General features: G+C 58.3%; 8 protein-coding genes. All 8 read right to left on the bottom strand.

Features of this window, described 5'->3' with window-relative positions:
- Nucleotides 1-125: 125 nt before the first annotated feature.
- From ACJ8IN_RS13030 to ACJ8IN_RS12995, 8 genes are read right to left on the bottom strand one after another with little or no spacing between them, the layout of a single operon-like run.
- Nucleotides 126-1859 carry an ABC transporter ATP-binding protein gene (locus ACJ8IN_RS13030; RefSeq protein WP_072265211.1) on the bottom strand — a complete coding sequence of 578 codons (1734 nt, stop codon included), beginning with the start codon at nt 1857-1859 and terminating at the stop codon, nt 126-128.
- A complete protein-coding gene (locus tag ACJ8IN_RS13025) occupies nt 1856-3622 on the bottom strand; it encodes an ABC transporter ATP-binding protein (RefSeq protein ID WP_047571354.1) in 1767 nt (588 codons plus the stop codon). The genes ACJ8IN_RS13030 and ACJ8IN_RS13025 overlap by 4 nt, the downstream gene beginning before the upstream one ends.
- Nucleotides 3619-9030: a non-ribosomal peptide synthetase gene (locus ACJ8IN_RS13020; protein WP_308325892.1), complete on the bottom strand. Its 5412-nt coding sequence runs from the start codon at nt 9028-9030 to the stop codon at nt 3619-3621. The genes ACJ8IN_RS13025 and ACJ8IN_RS13020 overlap by 4 nt, the downstream gene beginning before the upstream one ends.
- Nucleotides 9027-10427: an FAD-binding oxidoreductase gene (locus tag ACJ8IN_RS13015; RefSeq protein WP_060422555.1), complete on the bottom strand. Its 1401-nt coding sequence runs from the start codon at nt 10425-10427 to the stop codon at nt 9027-9029. Before ACJ8IN_RS13015 ends, ACJ8IN_RS13020 begins: the two co-directional genes overlap by 4 nt.
- A complete protein-coding gene (locus ACJ8IN_RS13010; RefSeq protein ID WP_052133504.1) occupies nt 10427-11137 on the bottom strand; it encodes a VOC family protein in 711 nt (236 codons plus the stop codon). The genes ACJ8IN_RS13015 and ACJ8IN_RS13010 overlap by 1 nt, the downstream gene beginning before the upstream one ends.
- Nucleotides 11130-13352 (bottom strand): bifunctional Gfo/Idh/MocA family oxidoreductase/class I SAM-dependent methyltransferase, encoded by a 2223-nt coding sequence (locus ACJ8IN_RS13005; protein WP_060427488.1) that lies wholly within the window; start codon nt 13350-13352, stop codon nt 11130-11132. The genes ACJ8IN_RS13010 and ACJ8IN_RS13005 overlap by 8 nt, the downstream gene beginning before the upstream one ends.
- The gene (locus ACJ8IN_RS13000) at nt 13349-14389 is read right to left on the bottom strand and encodes a hypothetical protein (protein ID WP_094859978.1); all 1041 of its coding nucleotides are present in this window, start codon (nt 14387-14389) and stop codon (nt 13349-13351) included. Before ACJ8IN_RS13000 ends, ACJ8IN_RS13005 begins: the two co-directional genes overlap by 4 nt.
- A complete protein-coding gene (locus ACJ8IN_RS12995; RefSeq protein WP_308325893.1) occupies nt 14386-21834 on the bottom strand; it encodes a non-ribosomal peptide synthetase in 7449 nt (2482 codons plus the stop codon). The genes ACJ8IN_RS13000 and ACJ8IN_RS12995 overlap by 4 nt, the downstream gene beginning before the upstream one ends.
- Between the last annotated feature and the right edge of the window lie 51 nt (nt 21835-21885).

Here is a 21885-nt window from a genome sequence, read left to right as displayed (position 1 = left end):
TAATTATTTGCAATGTTATAACATATCAATAAAAGCACAATCATCTATTCTGCTTTTTTTGTTGTCAGTACCGGGGGAAGAATGAATGGCACTCGATTTTGCTGTGAGTGCCTGAAGAGAAAGGATTACCTGTCGAGGGCGTGATGCTGAGCCTCAATTAATGCCCGATAACGTCCCTCCTTTATGGCCATTAAGCTGGCGTGGTCGCCACACTCAACGCAACGGCCTTGCTCAATAAAGGCAATTTGGTCAGCTGCGCGAATGGTGGATAAACGATGCGCCACAATCACCACCGTTTTATCCGCCACCAGTGCGTCTATCGCTTGCTGCACATGATATTCCGATTCGCTGTCCAGCGATGACGTAGGCTCGTCCAGTAACACGACCGGAGCATCTTTAAGAATAGCGCGCGCAATCGCCACCCTCTGGCGTTCTCCACCCGACAACGCCCCCCCCGCTTCACCCGCCCGTGTCTCATAACCCTGCGGCAGACTTTCAATGACGTGGTGAATATGCGCTTTACGTGCAGCGTTGATGATCTCCTCCTGCGTGGCGTGCGGTTTACCTAACGCGATGTTATTCGCCAGCGTATCGTCCATCAGCCACACATCCTGAAACACCACCGAAACCTGTGCTAAAAGCTGATCGGGGGGGATATGCTTTAATTCCGCGCCTCCCAACGTGATAGTGCCCTGCTGTGGATCGGCAAAGCGACTCATCAATCGGGTTAGCGTGGTTTTCCCCCCGCCCGAAGGACCGACCAACGCCGTCAGGGATTTTTCTGCAATGTGTAGCGTCACATCCTGGAGTGCAGGTTTTTCCTGCTGCTGATAGTGAAAACTGACATTGTTGAGCGTAATCGCAAAGTGCTGTGGTTGATGGAGTGGCAGTTCAGTGACCAGATCCGCTTCATTGAGCACCGCATTCACCCGCTGCAACGCCGCGTCCGCTAGTTCAAACAGGCGCACCATGGAAAGTCCCAATGTCAGAGGCTCTACCATTTGCGCTACCAGCACCGTCAGGCAGAGCAGTGATGCCAGCGGCAACTGTTGCGTTGCGCATAACCCCATCCCCAACGCGACGGTAGCCACCAGAGTGAGCTGTATGATCAGTTGTGCTTTGGCAATCAGCCGTGCAGTATTGCCGCTTTGATGCTGCACCTGATGCTGGTGAGCAAAAACCCCGCGTAAACAAGGCGCGTTCAGGCCAGATCGGCCGCTGGCACGTAACATCGCCTGAGCCTGCACATACTCAACAATGGCTGCGCTGGCTGCCGCATCCACTTCATCAATGCGCAGAAAATCCTGATTGGCATCACGTTGTGCCCGCCGTATCAGCGGCACGATGAGCCCTGTTCCCGCCAGCAGCAGCGCCCCCAGACGCCAGTCCAGCGTGAAGATCAACACCAGCACCACCGCAGGTACCACCACCAGTTGAATCGCCAGCGTAGCCAGTGAAGAGAGCGCCGTTGCCGCAAAGGTGACGTTATTGCCAAGAATCGTTGCCAGATCGCCGCTTTTTCGCCGTGCCAACTGCTCCAGCGGCATGGCACGCAAGCGATGTGCCAGCCGCTGACGCATGGCCTCCGTCACGCGATGCCAGTAGTCATAGACAAAAGCCATTTCACGCCAGCGCACCATGCCTTCAAGCAGCAGCAAAACAATGAGCACCACTAGCCAGCTCAGGATGTCACGCACGGGCAGTGCGCCCGGTGTTAATACGAGCGAAAACAGCGGCAGTGTGATAATCCAGCCCGCGGCTTGCAACATCGCCGCCACCACCGCACACGCTAACGTTCGGCGAAATGGCGCAGCGAACTCCCCTGCCACCGCAATCATGTTGTGATAAATGCGCATCATACTTCTCCCTCGCGCTTTAACGTCCACTGACTGGCAAGCTGATAGTGCTGCCACAGACGCGCGTAATAACCGCCCTGCTTCAGCAAGTCAGCATGACGGCCTTGCTCAGCCACTCTGCCTTCGTGCATCACCACAATCACATCCGCGTCAATGACCGTCTGCAAACGATGAGCAATAGTGATCACAATGCGATCCGGCGCGAGTTGCGCCAGTGCCTGCTGAATATGCCTTTCGTTGTGTGCATCGAGATAAGAAGTTGCTTCATCCATCACCAGCACGGGCGCATTGCTCAGCAGTGCGCGGGCCAGGGTCACACGCTGACGCTGGCCGCCCGATAACGAGCTCCCTCGCTCACCGATCTGCGTGTTTAATCCTTGTGGCAGTGCCGAAACGATCTCGCTCACCCCCGTCGCGGCCATAACTTGCTGCAACGCTGCATCACTGGCTTCGGGCGCAGCCAGTCGTAAATTTTCCTCCAGCGTGCCACTGATAAGAAACGGCTCCTGTAATACCAGCGCCATCTGCTTCAACAACACATCACTGCGCATCTGGCGGATATCGCTCCCCCCCAGCGTAATGCTACCCTCTGTCACGTCATAAAAACGCGGGATCAGGCGCGCCAGCGTCGATTTTCCCGAACCGGAAGCCCCGACAATGGCACAGCGTGTTCCCGCTGCGAGCGTTAATGACACGTCGCTGAGTGCAGGCTGCGGCTGATCCGGGTAGTGAAAACTGACCTTGTTCAGGCTGAGTGCGTGTCCTTGCGGTTGCTGCGGATGTAGTGGCTCTGGCAGCACGTCCTGCCGCAGCACCTCTTCAATGCGGCCTGAGGCCGCGCCAGCGTCATTCAGATAGTTAGCCAGGTGCACTAACGGTTCGAGCGCTTTGATGGGTAACGTACCCAACATCAACGCCAGCAGCCACTGCGCCAGGGTAACCTGCCCGGCTTGATACAGCACAAAACCTGCTATCATCAGCACCGCAGCCGTCGGTAACGCGGCACCTGCCAGACGATTGATTTTCCAGGGCACTTTGCTGCCTGCCATCCAGGTTTCCACCGCCGACGTAAACTGTTGCAGCCGCGCGTTAAAGCGCCGCCAACCCGCGGCGCCATTATCAAAGGTACGCATAACCGCCATACCCTGCACCAGTTCAATCACCCCGGCATTGACTGACTCACTGGCCTCATTGTATCGGTTGCGTTGCTGGGGATTTTCACGCGCCATCATTGCCATACACACGAGATTTATCGGCAAAAACAGCAACGCCACCAGCGCCAGCCGCCACTGCACCAGCGCCAGCACCAGCAGCGCGGCCAGCGGTTGACTCAGACTGGCACCGATAAACGGCACCGCATCCGCCACCGCAATATGCAGCGCTTTAACATCCTCCTGGAGGATTTTACGTAACCGCCCACTGCCCCATTGCTGTACCACTCCAAGCGGCAAACAACTGAGGTGCTCCACAAGACGCCCGCGCAGCACTTCCTCTAATTGATAACTGGCTTCGTGGGCCCGTGCTTCTGCCTGTAAGCGCAACCAGAATGCCAGCACCAACAGCAGCACACTGCCGGTGAGGGCGATAAATGACGGCGGTGGTAACATCGGGACAGACAGTAATGGCGTCACCGCCCATGCCAGCAGCGCTATGCCGCTGACGTTTAGCAAGCCCGCCACGCTGCCAAAAAGAAGTGCCAGGTTAAGTGAGCGCGCCACCTTCGGCACGCTTGCCACTAGCCTGCCAGGCTGTCCCAGTAACTTCATTTCAGCCCCTCATTCACCCGCTGCGCCACGGCTTGTGCGTTGGGCGTATCGATGCAACTGAAGTGATTACCCGCAATCGAAGTAACCTGCAGATCGCCCAGGCAGACGTTACGCCAGAAGTTCAGCGTATTGTCATCCATACCCGGTGCGAATCCAGAGCCCTGATTGGGCAACAGGAAGCGGATATCGCCGACATAAGTGCTGGGGGTGAAGTGTGCGGCATGGAAACTCTGGCGGAATACGCGGAACAGGCCCAGTGCCATTTCGGCTGGCATCTGCTGACCGGTGAACTGTTCAACACCCGCGACATAACGCGCAAAACGCTCTTCAATCGGTAATGACTGCATCTGTTGGAAAAACAAGCCTGCTGCGCCGGGTAACTGCGCCAGCGCACCCTGCGGAATGCGACCATGATGTTGCTCAATCACCTGCATAAAGCCCTTCACTAATGCATCGCCATCAACCTCACCGAAACCGGCCTGCGCCAGCGTAATGTGCAGATTGGGGATAAACAGCGATTCGATCATCAGATCATCCTGCACCTCGAACAACACCGGATGGCTGCTGATCAGCACCAGGTCAGCGATTTCTGCGCCCTGCTCGCTGAGGCGACGCGCCACTTCTACCGCAAACAACCCGCCCAGACAGTAGCCAATCAGCTGGAAGCGGCTATGTCCGGTGGCCAGCAGGCGTTGTGCGTAATCATCTGCCATGCGCTCAACCGCCTGTTGTGGGGACAAGGCGCAATATTGTGCGGTATCGGCAATCACAATGCCGATGACCGGCCCGCGTGGATCTTTCTCCAGCTCCGCCAGCATCGGGCGGAAGCAATCCATGGTACCCAGGCCGGCATGGAACACCACACGCAGCGGGCCTTCACTCCCGCCCCCCATCGGCAGCAGAATACCGTTGCTGCCCTCAGCCCGTCCCTCGATTTCTGGCTGCAGTTTCTCTCCGGCTTGAGGCGCTGCGGCAGCCGCATCAGGTGCATGCTGCGAACGGATGGCCTGCGCCAGCGCGCGCACCGTTGGGCCATTCAGCATATGACGCAGCAAAGTGTCAAAGGGTATATCTCCCATCTGCCAGGGGTCAGCGGCCAGCACCTGTCGCAACTTGCCTGCCATGCGTGCCATGATCAGCGAGTCAGCCCCCAGGTTATACACATCCTGGTCGAGCGCGATCTGTTTAATTCCGAGCGTTTCAGCCCAATGCTGGCACAGCAACTGCTCAAGCGCATCCCCCTGCGGTTGCAGGCCTGGCGGCGTATCATGCTCTGCAGCCTCCTCCACCCACCAGTTGACGACTGTATTACGATCCACTTTTCCGTTTGCCGTTAGCGGCAGTGCTGCAACCGACTGAATCTGCGCCGGGATCATATAGCGCGGTAATTTCTGTTGCAGCGCATCAAGCAGCACTTGCGGATACAGCGGCAGACGATCGCGTTTGATTTGTTGTGCCAGCAAATGGAAGCCCTGATAATGCAGCACGTGACCTGGTCGCGGCAGGCACAGCACCGGATCACCGCTGACCGATTGCATCAGCGCCTGCCAGCCATGCTGATCAAGATAGCTCTCCTGCTGACGTTCGCTGTCTTCCGGTGGCGTCATCATGAATGCCTGAGAAGCCATGATCCACGGACATTCACGCGTCGGCTCCGTCAGGATCACCCAGCCTTGTGGCGCGGTCAGTAACTGGATATTTTCCAGTGCCCGGCGTTGGTCACGGGCGTTTTCCAGTACCCCGGCGGCCAGCACAATATCAAAGCTCTCCGGGCAATAGCCCTGCGAGCGAATATCATCGTCAATATTCAGCAGGCCAAAATGCATGCCCGCTCGTTGGCCGTAGCGGGCACGCGCTTCAGGCAGGAAGAAGGCCGCCACATCAGTAAAGTGGTATTCAATCGTCTGCTCGCTCAACGCTGCCAGCACATCCGCCGTCGTGCCGCCAGTGCCTGCGCCAACTTCGAGGATACGTAAAGGCCGCTGGACGCGCTGCTGTGCAATCAGGCTCGTCAGGGCACTGACTGCCTGGTTCAGGTACTTCGCCATCAGATTTTCACGATACAGCGCTTGCACGTTGGTCAGTTGCCCCTGCGGGAACAGCAGCTTCTGAGCATCAACACGCCCTTCGAGCAGCCCGGCGAGATTCTCCAGGTTGCTGCGGATGTAAGCCAGAAATGCCGGGCCATCGAGCAGAGGCTGCCACAGCGCGTCAACCTGCTGCCAGCTGTAATCAGGCAAAGCGCCAGCCTGCGCAAGCATCGCTTGCCAGCGGCGCACCAGCCAGAAGAAGCGAGCATTCACGGGTGTTTCTCGTAGCTGAGCTTCACTGAATTCATCATTAAGACCATAAGCTTGCAGCGTGTCGCGCATCTGTTGTAATACCACAGCATCCAGGGCTGTCATCGCCTGTTGTAACTGCGTAGCGGTGATGTTCTGCACAAGACCTGCGGTTGCAGTATCAATACCATCTGTCAGGCGGTCGTAATCCACGGGGTTCGCTGGTTGACGCTGCGCGCTGACTAATGCCAGAAGTTGCCGCTGGCTACCTTCGCCATGGGGCACCACGCAAGCACTCTCCACGCCTGGTAAAGCGCTAAGCGCCGCTTCGATTTCCCCGGGTTCGATGCGGTGCCCTTTGATTTTGAGCTGATTGTCCGCGCGGCCAAGAAATTCCAGTTCACCGTTCGGCAGATAGCGGGCGCGATCGCCGGTCCAGTACAGTCGCTGTTGATCATGCGGATGATAGATAAAGTGGCGCGCAGTTTTCTCAGCATCTTTAAGATAGCCTTGCGCCAGTCCCGCACCGCTGATGTAAAGATTGCCAGGCAACCACACAGGGCAATCCGCCATGTTGTCATCCAGCACGCGGAAACCCTGATTGCTGAGCGGCAGACCGTAAGGGATGCTGCGCCACGTGGCATCACGGCCCTGCCAGCAGTGATAGTTAGACCAGATGGCTGCTTCAGTCGCACCACCGAGCGCTACCAGCTGAAGCTGTGGCAGACGCGTCGCCAGTGATTCCGGCAGCGTTAAAGGGATCCAGTCACCTGAGAGTAATGCCAGTCGCAAACTCGCCAGTTGCTGGTGCTGGAGCGCACTCTCCAGCATCTGCATCAGCGCAGGTACGCTATTCCAGAGGGTCACTTGTTGTGATTCGATGCATTCAATCCAGTGCGAGGGATCGGTGGCGCGTGCCGGTTCAGGATAGATTACCGCGCCACCCACGCTCAGCGGCCCGAACAGATCATAAATCGCCAAATCAAAGCCGAGTTGCGCCAGCGCCAGCACGCGGTCGGTGGCCCGCACGGCGAAACGTCGGTTGATATCTTCAACTGTATTCCGTGCCGCCTGATGTCCCATAACCACCCCTTTGGGCTGGCCGGTGGAACCAGAGGTGTAGATGATATAGGCCGCATCGCTACTGCGCGACGCGTGTGGGTCCAGCAGAGGCTCGCTGCCGTTCAGTGCATCCACATCAATACGCCACTCTCCACTGACGCCGCACTCTACTACCTGTTGCTGGGTCAGTACCCGTTGGATACCCGCGTTTGCCAGAATTTGCCGGCGACGTTCCGCCGGCTGTGAGACATCGACTGGCACCCAGACCGCCCCCACAGCCATGGCACCCAACACCGCCGCGGCCTGCATTACGCCTTTTTCCAACGTGATCGCGACCGGTTCGCCGATGGCAACGCCATGCCGTTGCAGATGGCCGGCAATGCGCAAGGCTGCGTCCGCCAGTTGACGGTAAGTCATCTGCTGCTGGGGATCGATCACCGCCAGCGCATCCGGGGTCAGGTGAGCCTGTGCGAAGAATGGCTGGTGCAGCCCGCCTTCGGGTAGCGGTGCGTGGGTATCATTGACCTGCAACCGTTGTTCACGTTGCCATTCGGGGAGTGCAACCTGCGCGGTCTGCTGCCAAATCGCATCTTCTTGCGCCATGGCATTCAGCAGTGATTCAAAGCTCGCAAACAGATCGTCGATCATCCCCGACGGGAATACCCCGTCGCGCACATCCCAGTTGACCTGTAAACCGGCAGCACTGTCCATCGCCTGACAGTCGATAAACACCTGCGGCGTCTGGGTAATGCCACGTCCATCCAGTTTGCCCTGCAACGCGTTTTCTGCATCGGCAGGTACCAGGCCGATGGCACTGGTAAAAACATAAGGCATCAAAGCGTAATCGCGCCCTTTGGCGCGAGCCAGTTCACGGATCACCTCGACGCCGGAACAAAGGCGATGATCCAGGTCATCATACAATTGCTGGCTGATGGCGCTGGCGCGCTCCGCCCAACTCATTGGACGGCGTTGATCGACCTCCAGCAGGCTGACCGAGGTGAAATCGCCCACCAGACGATCCACCTGCTCATGCAGCGGCTGGCGGTTAAGTACCGTCAGATTGAGGCAGAAGTGTTCGCTGGCAGACCAACGCTGCAGCACGCTGGCATAGGCGGTTAACACCGCCGCTGTAGGGGTAATACCGCACTGTGCCGCCTGCTGTTTGAGTGCCGCCCAGCGTTCCTCCGGCAGTTGCAAAAAACGTCGTGTAAAGCGTGCGGGCTGTCGTTCCTGTGTATCAAGCAACGGGAGCTGCGGCGAGGCGGGCAACTGAGGAATACGCTGCTGCCACCAGGCACGATCGCGTTGGGCCGCCGGTGACTCATCCATGCCGCGCTCCGCCAGCAGATAATCGCGGAACTGAATCTTTAGCGGAGGCAGCGGCTGGTCAGGATGCTGGTAACGCGCTTCAAACTCGCCCAACAATAGCCAGATACTGGCCCAGTCGGCAATCAGGAAGTCCATCGACAAATGCAGCACGCTGCGTGCCGGCAACTGCGACAGACTCAGGCTGAACAGCGGCCACTGCTCGGGCTGATAGAGTCGATGCCCCATCTGCTGCTTCACGCTGTCCAGCAGCGCTTCGCCCTGCTCCGCTCCGCTACTCGCGCAGTCAATGATCAGTTCCGGCACATCGGGTAAAACGCGCTGGCTGCCACTGCGATCAAATACCGCACGTAGCATGTCGTGTCGCGCGACCAGCTCATTCCAGATAGCGCTGACTCTGGCATGTTGCAGCAGTGGATAATTCACCTCCAGATAAACATGGCAGGCCACACCGCCATAGCCAAAGGCATCATTACGCCCGACCAGATACGCCGCCTGCACCTGGCTTAGAGGAAACGGTGCGAAGCGCGCAGTCTCATCGGCTATGAGCGTGGTCTGCTGCTGTTCTCCTGCGAGAATGGCTAACACATTGGCTTTATGGGCCCTCAGCGTGTGTAAATCATCCGCTGAAATCACGCCCTGCGGCGCGCGGTAGTTTAGCTTGCCCTGCTCCTCCCACAGTTGTGCGCCACGGTTGCGCAGGCGTTGAAGCAGCTCAAAGGCGATGGAGTGGTCAGTCATGCTAAATCCTCCTTGCCCGGAGCCATCGCGCGGGATGACCGGGGCGGAATATTGACGTTAAAACACAGGCGATTAGTCGGGTCAAATCTCTGTTTGAGTGCCGCCAGGCGTGCCCAGCCGCTGCCATACGTGGCCTGCGCCCAACGCGGCTCATGGTCAGGCAGCAGGTTGGCGTAAGGACCGCAGCTCACCGCTTGCAGCTGTTGCCAGGCCTCAATGGCCGGTGCAAGCATCGCTGGGTTATCGGGCTCGCCGTACCACTGGGCGCAGACTTCAACAAACCAGTTGGCATCTCGATGAGCAAACGCAGTTGCGCCCGCCGGGGCGCGGGCAATGGCACCGCCAAGTGCACCAAACACCAGCGAGAAATTCGGGCCAGCACGCTGGAACAGCGCCAGCAGTCGTTCGAGCGTGTCATCATCCAGTTCACGCAGCAATTCGCCACGGTTGTAAACATGCTGCTGTAGGTAGTTGGGCGCCGAGGGCAGAAGGCGCTGATAATCGACGTAACGCATCGGTTGCAGCGTGTCGCACAACGCGCCCACCTTAAGGGGCGCAAGTACTTGTTCCGCCTGCTCTGGCGCACCAAACCAGGTGGGAATGAGCATGATACTGCGCTCAAAATGCAGTGATTCTGGCAAAAATGGCAGCGGCGGTGCCGTCCAGACAAGGGCAATCAACGAGGCCTGATCCGGTGCCTGCGCCAGCCAGTTACGTGCCCGGCGCAACACAACAGGAATGTCCCGTGCGGGCCACGCGAGCACGCCGGCCACGACGCCCTCAACGGGATGCAATTGAAACGTAAAACGCGATACCACGCCAAAATTGGCGCCCGCGCCGCGCAAACCCCAGAACAGTTCAGCATCGTGCTGTGGGTTCACTTCCAGCACGTCACCGGACAACGTAACCAGCTCGCAGCTCACCAGGTTATCGCTGGTCAGGCCAAACTGGCGCGACAGGTCACCAACGCCGCCGCCCAGGGTGTGCCCGGCGATACCGATCGTGGGATTACGCGGGCCGGGTACCGCCAGACCATACGCCTGCGTTGCCGCATCCAGTTCGCCCCAGGTGGTCCCAGGGGCGACGTGCGCCAGGCGTTTATCCGGGTCAATAGCGATCTGCTTCATGCGGGACAGATCAAGCACCAGCCCATCCTGGCAGGTGCCGTAACCGGCCACGTGGGCGCCACCACCTCGCAGCGCAACCGGCAGTTGCTGAATCTCCGCCAGTTGAAGTGACTGTTGAATATCCTGCACGCTGACACAGCGCACAATCGCGGTGGGCCGGCAGTCAATACGGGCGTTGCGTACCCGGCGTGCAACTTCGTATTCCGCATGCTGCGGCAACAGTAAATCCCCTTCCAGCACCTGCTGTAAGGCAGAAAATAGCTCGCGCATTACGCCTCCTGCGACGGGTTAAATAACGACTGAATAAATTCGGATGTCTGCGGCAGTGCCTGCCACCCCTGTAAAACCACGCTGCTGACATAGCGCCGCTCACCGTGCTGACTCTTGAGCCAGCGGTCCGTAGGCAACAGGCGTTGCAACTGGCGGTGGCTGGGCAGCGGGATATGAAAATCCACCCGGGTCACGGCGCGTGCGCCATTGGCATGCCGGACGCAAACCGGCCGCTGCAGCGGGTGGTAATGAGAGACGATAAACGGCAGATGGTTACCGCGCGGCATCATAAAGCGATAGTTCACCCTTTCACCCTGTACCGATTTACGGCTGCCATTTACGACGCGCGAACCTGCCAGCGCCTGCTGACGCAAATGCTGACTGACGTTATCCAGGCTAAGTGGCGCTTCGGGCTGATACTGTTCAGGTTCCAGCGCCACATCACACCAGCCCTCGCCAGCCTGCGCCCACCCCCTAAGACGTTGACCGGCGCTGGAACCGAAGCGCCAGCCAAAGGGATAGCTCAGCCAGCGGAACCAACGCGGCAGTTCAAAGAACTCCAGAAACGGTCCCTCTTCAAACCACACCAGCGCATTGTGTGCCCGAGCCGGATCGCCCCCCCACTGCACGCTGAACCCAGCCTGTTCAAGCTGGGCTACGCAGTCACGAATGTTATCGACTTTGCAGAGAATATGGCTGCACCTAAGCATTGCCGGGCCTCCGTGCGATAAACAGGCGCTGTCCGAGCGGTGCGAGCACATGCCCCTCGTCGGGCAGGCAAGCCTCACAAATCAACCCGGCGCGCTGTAGCAGATCCTGCCACTGCTCTGGTGAAAGAAAACGCTGTTCACTGCGCTGTCGGTCATCCTGTGGTGGCGGCATCATAAAGGCCTGTGAGGTGAGAATTTCCAGATGTTCCCGCGTCGGTTCGGTGATTAACATGGCACCGCCCGGTTGTAACACCTCCGCTAGCCAACGAATGGTTTGCTCGCTGTTCCGTGCATTGTTCAGTACCCCCGCCATTACCAGCAGATCCTGGGAATCTGCAGCGATGCCTTGTTCGGTCAGGGGGCGGTCAATATCGATCAGTGCAGTCGAGAGCCAGGAGAGATGGCTATAGCGCTGTTGCGCATTCACCAAGAAAAAGCGTGAGACATCGCTAAACAGCCAGTTGAGCGGCGGCGTTTCCCCATACACCTCATGCAGCCGTTCCCGTACCCGTTCGGTGGTGGCACCGGTGCCTGCGCCAATCTCCAGTACTTTTAGCGGTGCCGTTCGCTGGCTGAGCTGCTTCAGGACCCAGTCGGCAATCAGGGTGTTGAGATAACGGGCGGTGATGGTATGGCGATAGACCGCATCGGCAATATCGTTACGGCCTTCCGGGAACAGCAACAGTGCCGCCTTCTGTTCGCCGCACATCAGCTCACCCAGCTTTTCCGCGTTTTGCCACAGATAATCGATAAAAGTGGCAGAGCCCAGGCGGTTGTCCCACACCCTGTGCACCGCCTGCCAGCTGTGATGCAGCTCGGTATAGCCGATCGTTCGTCGGCTAAAGTAGTGCGCGCCTCGTTGCATCACCAGACCGGCATCGGCCAGCAGCATCAGCCAGCGTCCAATCAGGGCGTGATGCGCTTCGGCCACCTGGAGTTGTTGCAAAATCCCTGGCAGGTCGTGACCCTGATCGGGATGCGTCAACGCGCCTCCCTGTTGCAGGCTAAACAGCATGGCGTTCAGGCAAGCTTCATCCATCCGCGCGACAAAATCCGTCACCTGCTGAGCAGTAATGCCACTCACCAGCAGCTCTGCCCGCTGGGTAAAATCCCACTGTGGGGTGGCTTTAGGTTCCAGCCCGGTGGTGACAGGCAGCAAGGTACGCGCCAGAGGTTCAAACCGCTGGTCCGGATTTAGGCGCGGATAGCCGAGTGTTTTGGTCAGCGCCTGCCACATCTGACATTGAGCTAACAGGGATTGCGGACTCCAGCGGGGGGCCTCAGGAGATAAGATGCTCTCCGCCAGCGCCAGTAAATCCTGGGCAATGGCTTCTGGCCAGTGTTCCGCCAATGTGGTGCGCCAGCTGGCACGCTGGACCTCGCCGATAATGGCGCTGGTATCTTCCATCAGATGTGCTGATTGCGGGCTGCTAAAATCGCGGTCGCGTTTTACCGCCTCAGGGATATGCAAACGCGGGAACCACATCACGGGTCCATGTGTATCGATCAACGATAACCGTCCCGCGGGCAAGCCCAGCGTGATCTGTTGCAACAGCTGGAAATGGTTGTCAGGGTCCTGCGGATCGACTTCGTTATGTACACTCAACGTTAAGGGGATTCCTGCCAACTGTCCCTGCACCACCTGGAAAGGTGCCTCTGGTAATTGCTCCTGGGCATGAAACTGCCACGGGCGAGGTGCACCAAGGGCTTCCACCAGTATCGCGATCAGTGGGAACGCCACCTGGCTGGCACACGCAGCATCAATAAACTGAAGCTTTTGCCGCCGCAGTAGGCGGTGGGCAGACTGAATGAACTGCTGCACCGCCGGCAGATGTGGATAGAGGTTGCCGACCCGATACTGCACACCGAATTCACGCGCTGAGCGCAGGTTCGCCACCACCTCATCATGATGTACGGGCTGCTCCTGAATGATATGAATGCGCCTGGCCATCAGTTGCTGTGCCAGAACGCTGCCTGCACCGCCCATCACGGTAGCACGCAACACCACGCAGGCCAGGTCAATGTCTTCAGGTAATGAGGCGATATCGGTGTAGAGCGGAATGTCATAGCGTTGCGCGCAATCACGGCTACGTGCGCTGCCGCTCGCCAGTAGCCCCACCACTTTAAAGCGCAGTGGATAACGCTGCAGTGCTGCCAACCAGAACTGGCCAAAAGTGGAGCCACATACCAGCACCTTTAACGGTACCGCGTTCATAGCGCACCTCCGCTCATTTCGTTTAAATGCTCAATCCCGCGGTCAAACAACTCAATATCAATACCGGTTTGCTCCTGGCAGAACAGCAGCATGAACGCTTCAATATCGATGCATTCGGCTGCCAGCCCCAGGACTGGCTCAGGTGACTTCAGCAGCCATTTAGCGCATGCCGCCGCGCAGGCGGCGGTTAACTGAGCAATGCCCGGCGCTCTCAGCAATAAGGTTAACGTGGTGCTAGTGCCCTGACGCACGCCATCTACCTGGATCAAAAAGTTAACCCATGCATGTCGACCCGCCACATCCAGTGTCGCCCCCTCCACCACCGCCTGTATTGCTGCCTCTCGTGGTAATACACGCGCTGTTTCTAACGCGCGGGCCAGGTGTTCACCATCAAGCGCGAGATACCATCGACTGTAACGAAGCGCCAGTTGTTCGGTGACCCGGAGCGACTCCTCATCGTCATACGGCTGCAGCAGCACCGGGCGTGGAAAGAAAGGCAGGATGACGTTGGACTGTCGCCGCGGCAGGGTATGCTGAGAGGCTGGCGTGCGCAGCACACCCTCAAGATAGTCTTCTGCTCCGCCTGGGGTGAAACGATCAAACACGCCAAACCAGCAGTGCAACGCATCGACGCGGCCCAGCTTACGCGCCAGCCACACAGGAAGAATGCCGGACAAACCTGGCAATGCGCCTGCTGCGAACAACGCGCTGCCCGGATGCCGGCCAACCGGAGGTGTTAACGCTGCCGGGCAATCAATTCCGCCCGCGTCAACCAGCGGAATACCTGCGGCGTGCAGTCGGTTCGCCACCTGTTGTGACAGTCGTGCCGAAGGCGCAGCACAGTTCACGATCAACCGACAGTCGGTGGCGAAAGCCATGAGACTTTCTTCGTCACTCACATCCACATAGCAGCTTTGTGCCCAGGCGACAGGTTGCGGGTGACGCCCTCCCACGCGCAGCGAAGTTTCCCCCCACTGATGCAGGATACGTGCGACCTCGCTGCCTACGGCACCAAATCCTCCCAAAATACCAATCACAGAACACCTCCTTCCATGGTGGCAACCTGAGCCTGCTGTGCCTCAATCTCGGCAGCCATTGCCTGCAGGCCAGGTGCGCTAAAGACTTTTCGCAGCGCGATATCGACGGCAAATTCATCACGGATAAGGTTAATCAGACGTGTGGCCAGCAAACTATCCCCCCCTAATTCAAAAAAGCCCTGCTGGCGGCCGATGTGCGGCGTAATGCCAAGTAATGTTCCCCATAGCTGAGCGAGTTTTTCTTCAGTTTCACTGAGTGTTTCCTGCTGTTGTTGTGACCTGGGCAGATTGTCATACAGTGACTGCAGGCGCTTACGATCAACCTTACCGTTTGCGGTCAATGGCAGATGTGTCAGCAGAACCAACCGCTCCGGCACCATGGCTTTGGGCAGTTTTTCCGCCAGCTGACTCGACCAGTCATCGGGCAGCGTATGATGATGTGAAGGGCGTAGAGTTAAGGTGGCGGCGAGACCGCTGAGGTTACACTCACAGGATGTAAAACCACTGGCCTGAGCTCGTTGCTGCCACACCGCGCCAGTACGCAGCGGATCTTTTTTGCTATTGCCATATCCTCCCGCCAGCAGCCCGGCGCTGATCATGGCAACCGGTGTCAGGCACTGGCGTTCCATCATCCACAGCTCTCCTGTAGGCCTCAGCAACTGAGAAGCTGCCTTCAACCCATGTAAGGGTTGGACGTAGCGGTGCAACGCATTCGCCGCCAGCACGATGTCAGCCGAGTTTTGCAGTTCTTCCGGCACATACAGTTCATTCAGCAACAAGAAATCGATCTGATGACCGCTGTTTGCGAGTTGAGTCCGCGCTTGCTCCAGCGCCAATGGGGAGGATTCAAGCAAGGTGTAATGCACGCTGCCCTGCGGCAGGCGCGCCAGCAGCGCAGCACTGTGCTGACCGCTGGCCCCGTTGAGTTCCACGATGTTGATCGGCTTGCCGCTCTGGTGGTGCAGGCTGTTAACATGCAGCGCCAGCTGTGACAACCATTGCCGTGTCTCATCATCCGCGGCCGACAGGCTGGCAGGGCTGAATACACTGTCGGTCAGCAGTGCGACATGGTCTTGCTCACCTCGCAACATGGCGCGCCAGCTGGCATAACGGGTGCGTGCCGCAACGATCTGCGCCGTTTCAGGTCTGGCGATCACGGCAGCAGTTCCGGTGGCAATGTAGTGTGTATCCTGTGGCTGAACCACACCACGCGACACCAGCCATTTCAGCCACAGCTGCAGCACCTGCTCGCCCTTTTCATCGGGCTGAAGCGCGTTCACTTGCCAGACTGCACCGACTTGCGCAGGCAGTTGCAGGAGCTCCGTCAGAATGTGTTCGGCCACCGCCGATTCATACTGCAGCAGACCGCGTTGAGTACTGTCAGGATGGAATACCTCATCCTGCTCGACACAGGTAGGAGTGTGGGGGGCGACGGCAGCTACAAGTCGCTGTGTGATGCCATCGTGCCACAATGAGACCACCGCCTGGTCGATGCCTTTAAGCGTCTGCAATGCCTGTTCAACCTCACCGGCCTCAATGCGATGGCCGCGCAGCTTCATCTGCGTATCCAGTCGACCCAGGAACTCCAGCGTACCGTCTGGCCAGTAGCGGCCGCGGTCGCCGGTACGATACCAGCGCTCGCCATCAAGCACAGGGAAACGAGCCTCAGTCAGCGCTGGATCGCCGAGATAGCCGCGAGCCAGACCCGCACCGCCGATGAGCAGTTCGCCCTCCACCCAGTCAGGACAATCGGCATTGACCGCATTAAGCACACGCCAGCGCTGATTATGTAGCGGGTAGCCATATGGGATCGAACGCCAGTCAGGTTTGATCGTGGTCACCGGGAAAATGTTTGACCAGATAGCGGCTTCGGTGGCGCCCCCCAACGCCAGTAAACGACATCCCGGGGCGCTCATTTGTAATCTCTCTGGCAGCGACAGGGGGACCCAGTCACCGGAAATCAACGACGCCCGCAGCGCAGGCAACGTGACGTTTTGCGCGGCTGTCAGCAGCATTTCCAGCAGCGCTGGCACTGAATTCCACAGGGTGACCCGATGAGTTTGTATTAAGTGTATCCAGTGAGCTGCATCGCGACGGTACTCCTCATCCACCATCACCAGCGCGGCCCCGCAGCCTAACGGCGCAAACAGATCAAATACCGAAAGATCAAAATCGAGTGCCGAGAGCGCCAGAATGCGGTCTTGCGGCTGTATCGCCAGTCGCTGGCGCAAATCGTGCACCGTGTTATGGCTGGCGGCGTGGCACATCTCAACGCCTTTAGGTTCTCCGGTCGAGCCAGATGTGAAGATGACATACGCCAGCTGTTGGGGGGAGATTGCTACCGGATGAGCCAACGCCGCGACTTCCGTCTGCACGGCCTGATCGCCGGTCAAGGGCGTGTTCTGATCGAGCATCAGCCGTACGTCAGCCCTTTGCAAAATCGCCTGTTTGCGTGCCTGTGGCTGATCGATACCAATCGGTACCCAACTGGCCCCCGCAGCCAACACCCCCAGCACCGCGATCACCTGCTGCGGGCCTTTCGGGAGTGAAATCGCCACCCTATCGCCCGCCAGCGTCCCCTGCAGTTGCAACCAGTGCGCCAGTTTCAGCGCCTGCTGTGCCAGCTCAGCATAAGAAAGCTGACAGGTTTGCTGCTCTTGCATCCAAATCAACGCCACCAGCTGCGGTGTCTGACTGGCTTGCTGGAAAAAAGCGTGATGCAATGTTTCCGCTACATAGGGGTGATGTGCGGCGGCAGTGATTGCCTCTCGCACCTGACGTTGGGGCACAGGCAAGAGGTCGGGAAGTGACTGCAGCCAGTTATGGTCACATAAATGATGGATGAGCTGCTGATAGGCGGTGAACATCGCATCCAGCATACCCGCCGGGAACAGAGCCTCTACCGCATCCCAGACCAGCGAGACACCGCCTGCCAGCTCGGTTAACTGGTGATCCAGCCAGACCTGCGGCGTTTGTGACAGGCCATAAACGGGTTGACTGAAGATGCCCTGCTCCGGTTCTGCGCTAATTCCCAAAGCGCTGGTAAACACCACCGGCATCACCAGTTCAGGCGCCTGATGCAGACGAGCCAGTTCACGGAGTACCTCAACGGCTGAGAGCGAACGGTGATCCAGCGCGCCCCACATATCGCGTTGTACCTGGCAAATTTCATCCAGCCAGCCGCCGTCGGCATGACGACACGGCACCAAAACCAGCGAAGTGAAATCCCCCATCACTCGGGTCATATCATCGTGGCCTTCAGGACGATCAAACAGGGTCAAATTGAGGGTAAAGTCCGGCTGATGGCTCCAGCGCCGCAGTACTGTCGCAAATGCGTTGAGCATCACCGCTGAAGGTGTTACACCGTGTTGGCGGGCTTTTCGCATCAGCTGCTGCCAGCGATCCGAACCCAGCCAGTACTCACGGCGGGTAAACTTCGGTACCGATATCGCTTCAGGTTGCCGGGCCAGCGGCAACTGCGGAGCCAGCGGCAGGTGGTCGAGACGTGGCCGCCACCAGTCCCAGGCAGCCTCACGTTGCGCCTGCTGTGGCAGGCGTGCCAGTAGCGCATCACGGAACTGAACAGCGGGGACGGTCGGCAACGAACGCTGATGATAGAGCGCGTCCAGTTCCTGATAGAACAACAGGATACTGAGCGCATCAAGGATCAGGTTGTCGATAGCAATTGCCACTCGATGCGCTTCACCCCACTGCGCCACGCTGACGCTAAAGAGCGGCCAGTGCTGTGGATCGAAGCTGTGTGAGGCATATTCTGCGCGTTGCAGACCAATGTTATCTTCACCCGGCTGGTTGAACAGCGGGATCTGATAGTGCGGCACCTCTTTTTGAACCTGCTGCTGGCCGTTACTGAATACCGCCCGCAGCATGTCATGGCGCACAATCAACTGGTTCACCGCGCGCTCCAGTTGTGCGAGATCCAGATGATTAACCTCAAATTCACGATAGAACGTACAGCCAATGCCGCCCAGCGCAAACTCACTTTCCCGGCCAAACAGGTAAGCCTGCTGCACATCCGTCAGCGGGAAGGTATCGTAACGCCCGTTAGCATCATGAACGATGGCAGGCGTGGCGGTTGTCGGTTGATTGCCGCGCAATGTCTGGCAGAAATCTGCCAATACCGGATGAGCAAAGAGTTTTGAAAGGGTAACATCGCTAAATCCCTGGCGACGAAGTTCTGCCACGGCACGGGTAGCCAGCAGTGAATCACCGCCTGCCATGAAGAAATTATCCTGACGACCCGGTAATATACCGAGTGTTTTATGCCAGATCGCAGCCACCTGTTGTTCTACACCTGGCAAGGCAGCCTCGTAGGTATGGGCCGTTTCCGGTGTAAGGTCGGCCAGTAACTGTCGCAGTAAATTGCGATCAATTTTGCCGTTGTGGCTGAGCGGAAGTTCAGACAGTGCCACCAGTCGTTCCGGTACCATTTCCTGCGGCAGATAACGTTGCAGATGCTGACGCAGCGCCGCACTCTCCACCGGCTGCTGGCTGGTATAGGCCGCCACCAGATGTTGTTCATCATCGAGCAGAACAATGCCGCGTGCCACGCCAGGGTGGGAAATCAGCGCGGATTCAATTTCGCCCAGCTCAATACGGTAGCCCCGCACTTTCACCTGATGATCGCGCCGCCCCAGAAACTCCAGAGAGCCACTGGGGTGATAGCGTGCTAAGTCGCCGGTGCGATACCAGCGTTCACCGTTCTCTACGACAAAACGGTCGGCGGTACGCTCGGGATCGTGGCGATAGCCCAGCGCAACGCCTGCGCCGCCAATCCACAGTTCACCGCTGACCCAGTCACAGCGATCCCGGCCCAGGCTGTCCACGACACGGCAACGAACGTTGTTAAGCGGATATCCGTAGGGCACCGAGCGCCATTCAGCTGGCACAGTGGTGATCTCCTGAACCGTCGAGTGGATCGCCGTTTCAGTCGTGCCGCCCAGCGCAATACAGCGACACTGCTCAGCGACTATGCGTAACTTCTTCGGCAGATCAAGCGGGACCCAGTCGCCGCCCAGCAGCACAATCCTGAGTGGTAACGTCAGGTTATCCGCAGCGGCACTGGTGAACGTCATCTCCGCAATGGCGGGCACACAGTTCAGTACGCTGACCTGATGCTGCCGTATCAACGTCACCCAGCGCTGCGCGTCGCGCCAGCTCTCATCCTCAATGCATACCACCGCCCCACCCACTGACAGCGGCGCGAAGATATCGTACACCGCCAGGTCAAAGCTCAGCGCCGACACCGCCAGAGTGCGCATGCGATCGCCCAGTGGATAGCGGCGGTTAAGATCGTCGATGGTGTTTTTAGCTGCCAGATGGCTGATCTCCACCCCTTTCGGCGTGCCGGTTGAGCCAGAGGTGTAAATAACGTAAGCCAGATGCTGCGGATCGCTGTGAGTGACTTCCGCCAGAGGGAGCCGCGAATCTTCATCCGGTAGTTGGTCAATAACCTGTTTCACCCCGGCATTTTGCAGGATGGCTTTAATGCGCTGCTCCGGTTGCAGGTGGTTGAGCGGTAGCCACGCAGCACCGCTGGCAAGTACCCCCAACACCGCAATGATCTGCTCCGGTCCTTTGGGCAAAGCGATCGCCACCAGTTCCCCTGGCTGCACGCCCTGATTGAGCAGATGGGTCGCCAGGCGGCGTGCACGTTTAGCCAACTCACCATAACTGAGCACCTGATGGGGTCCAAACAACGCGGGCGCTTCCGGCTGCAGCTGTGCCAGACGAAAGAAAGCGCTGTGCAAATCGCTCTCAGGTAAAGGGGCATCGGTGGCATTCGCCCGCTGGCGTACGACCTGTTGTGCTGAGGGTAACGCACTCTGCACCGGCTGTTGCCACGCCTGCTCACTGGCGATGAGTGCCTCAATCAGCCCTGTAAATTGATTGAACATCAAATCAAGCATACCCGCTGGAAAACGGGACTCACGTGCATCCCAATTCACCAGAACACCTTGATTTAACTCGGTAATTTGTGCATCCAGCCACACCTGTGGCCCCTGTGAAACAATCCAGCCGGGCTGCCCAAAGGCCTGCTGGACGCGTTCGCTGAACAGCTCTCCCAGTCCCAAAGCGCTGGTAAATACCACGGGAGCAAACTGCTGCTGACCGCGCACGCGTGCCGCTTCACGCAGCACTTCTACGCCGGAAAAACAGGCATGTGCCGCATCCTGACGGAACTGCTGTTGCAGGCGCTGCGCGCGTTCAAGGAAACTGCCGGGGTTGCTGCCCCGCCACGCCAGCAACACTGACGAAGTGAAATCTCCCACCAGCGCAGGTACGCTGGTGTGCAGCGGTTCACGGTTGAACAACGGCAGGTTAAGAATGAAATCTTCGTCGTCACTGAACTGGGTCAGCACTTCGGCAAACGCAGCGGCAATCATCATCGGCAAGGTCAGTTGATGTTCACGCGCACTGGCCTCCAGCTGTTGACGGGCCCTGGCATCAAACCAGCGATGGCGACGGACCACCGTCTGCTGCGCACTGTCCGGGTTTAACCCAACGCTGGGCAACATCGGTGCGCCAGGCAAATCGGCTAAACGCTCCAGCCACCACTGCTTGTCTTGTGCGTAGCGCGCCTGCTGCTGCGGTTCCTGCAGCCAGGCGTGGCGCAGTTGTTGATACTGGCAATAGGAGAGATCCAGCACAGGCAGCGGCTGTTGCGGCTCCAGATAGAGCCTCGCCAGATCGTCCAACAGAACGCGCAGGCTCATGGCATCCGCCGCGATCATATCGAGATTAAAATGCAGGCGGCAGCCACCACCGAGGGCGGCGGGCTTATGCGTCACACGCACATCAAACACCTCGCCTTGTGCAATATTTAACTGGCGATGTGACAGCGCGGCGCGAATCGCCTCCATTCGCAGGGTGGCGATATCTGCTGTCTCCTGGCGTAAATCATATTCCCTAAGCCCGGGCCACTGCGCGTGTTCAAGAACCTGCTGCTGCCCCTCCTCCAGAATGGCCACCCTTAGCATACCGTGACGGGCAAGCAACTGATGTACCGCATTTTCCAGGCGTGCAACATCCAGTTGCGGTAGATCGAACTCATGGTAGAAATGCGCAGCAACACCCCCCAGATGCTGAGCACTGTCGCGTCCCACCCAATATGCATGCTGCATGAGCGCCAGAGGGAAAGGTTCGTTTTCATGTGTGCCTGGCAACACGGCCTTTTTTTCCTGCTCCGCGGATGGCGTTTGTTGCGTCATCAAAGCCAACCAGGCATCCAGGCGTGGCTGTTCAATCAAGCGGGCAAACGACACATCGTAACCTTGCCGACGCCACATAGCGGCCAGTTTCATCATCGCCAGCGAGTCGAGCCCGAGGCCGATCAGGTCGCAGTCATTAGCGAGTCGATCCGGCAATATGCCGGGGAGAAAGGGGGCCATATCTGTGCATATTTTATGCTGAAGGGTGCTTGCCATAGTCCTTGTCCTTCTCTCAATTACATCATAAAGGCATTAAAAAAATTTATA

Source organism: Serratia sp. CY31944 (assembly GCF_052169175.1).
Classification (GTDB): Bacteria; Pseudomonadota; Gammaproteobacteria; order Enterobacterales; family Enterobacteriaceae; genus Serratia; species Serratia sarumanii.
The sequence above is the reverse complement of the archived record's forward strand: the minus strand, read 5'-3'. Positions and strand labels throughout refer to the sequence as shown.

Excerpts from the sequence above, each read along its gene's own strand:
- ACJ8IN_RS13030 (WP_072265211.1), bottom strand. The coding sequence starts at position 1,859 with ATGATGCGCATTTATCACAACATGATTGCGGTGGCAGGGGAGTTCGCT.
- ACJ8IN_RS13025 (WP_047571354.1), bottom strand. The coding sequence starts at position 3,622 with ATGAAGTTACTGGGACAGCCTGGCAGGCTAGTGGCAAGCGTGCCGAAG.
- ACJ8IN_RS13020 (WP_308325892.1), bottom strand. The coding sequence starts at position 9,030 with ATGACTGACCACTCCATCGCCTTTGAGCTGCTTCAACGCCTGCGCAAC.
- ACJ8IN_RS13015 (WP_060422555.1), bottom strand. The coding sequence starts at position 10,427 with ATGCGCGAGCTATTTTCTGCCTTACAGCAGGTGCTGGAAGGGGATTTA.
- ACJ8IN_RS13010 (WP_052133504.1), bottom strand. The coding sequence starts at position 11,137 with ATGCTTAGGTGCAGCCATATTCTCTGCAAAGTCGATAACATTCGTGAC.
- ACJ8IN_RS13005 (WP_060427488.1), bottom strand. The coding sequence starts at position 13,352 with ATGAACGCGGTACCGTTAAAGGTGCTGGTATGTGGCTCCACTTTTGGC.
- ACJ8IN_RS12995 (WP_308325893.1), bottom strand. The coding sequence starts at position 21,834 with ATGGCAAGCACCCTTCAGCATAAAATATGCACAGATATGGCCCCCTTT.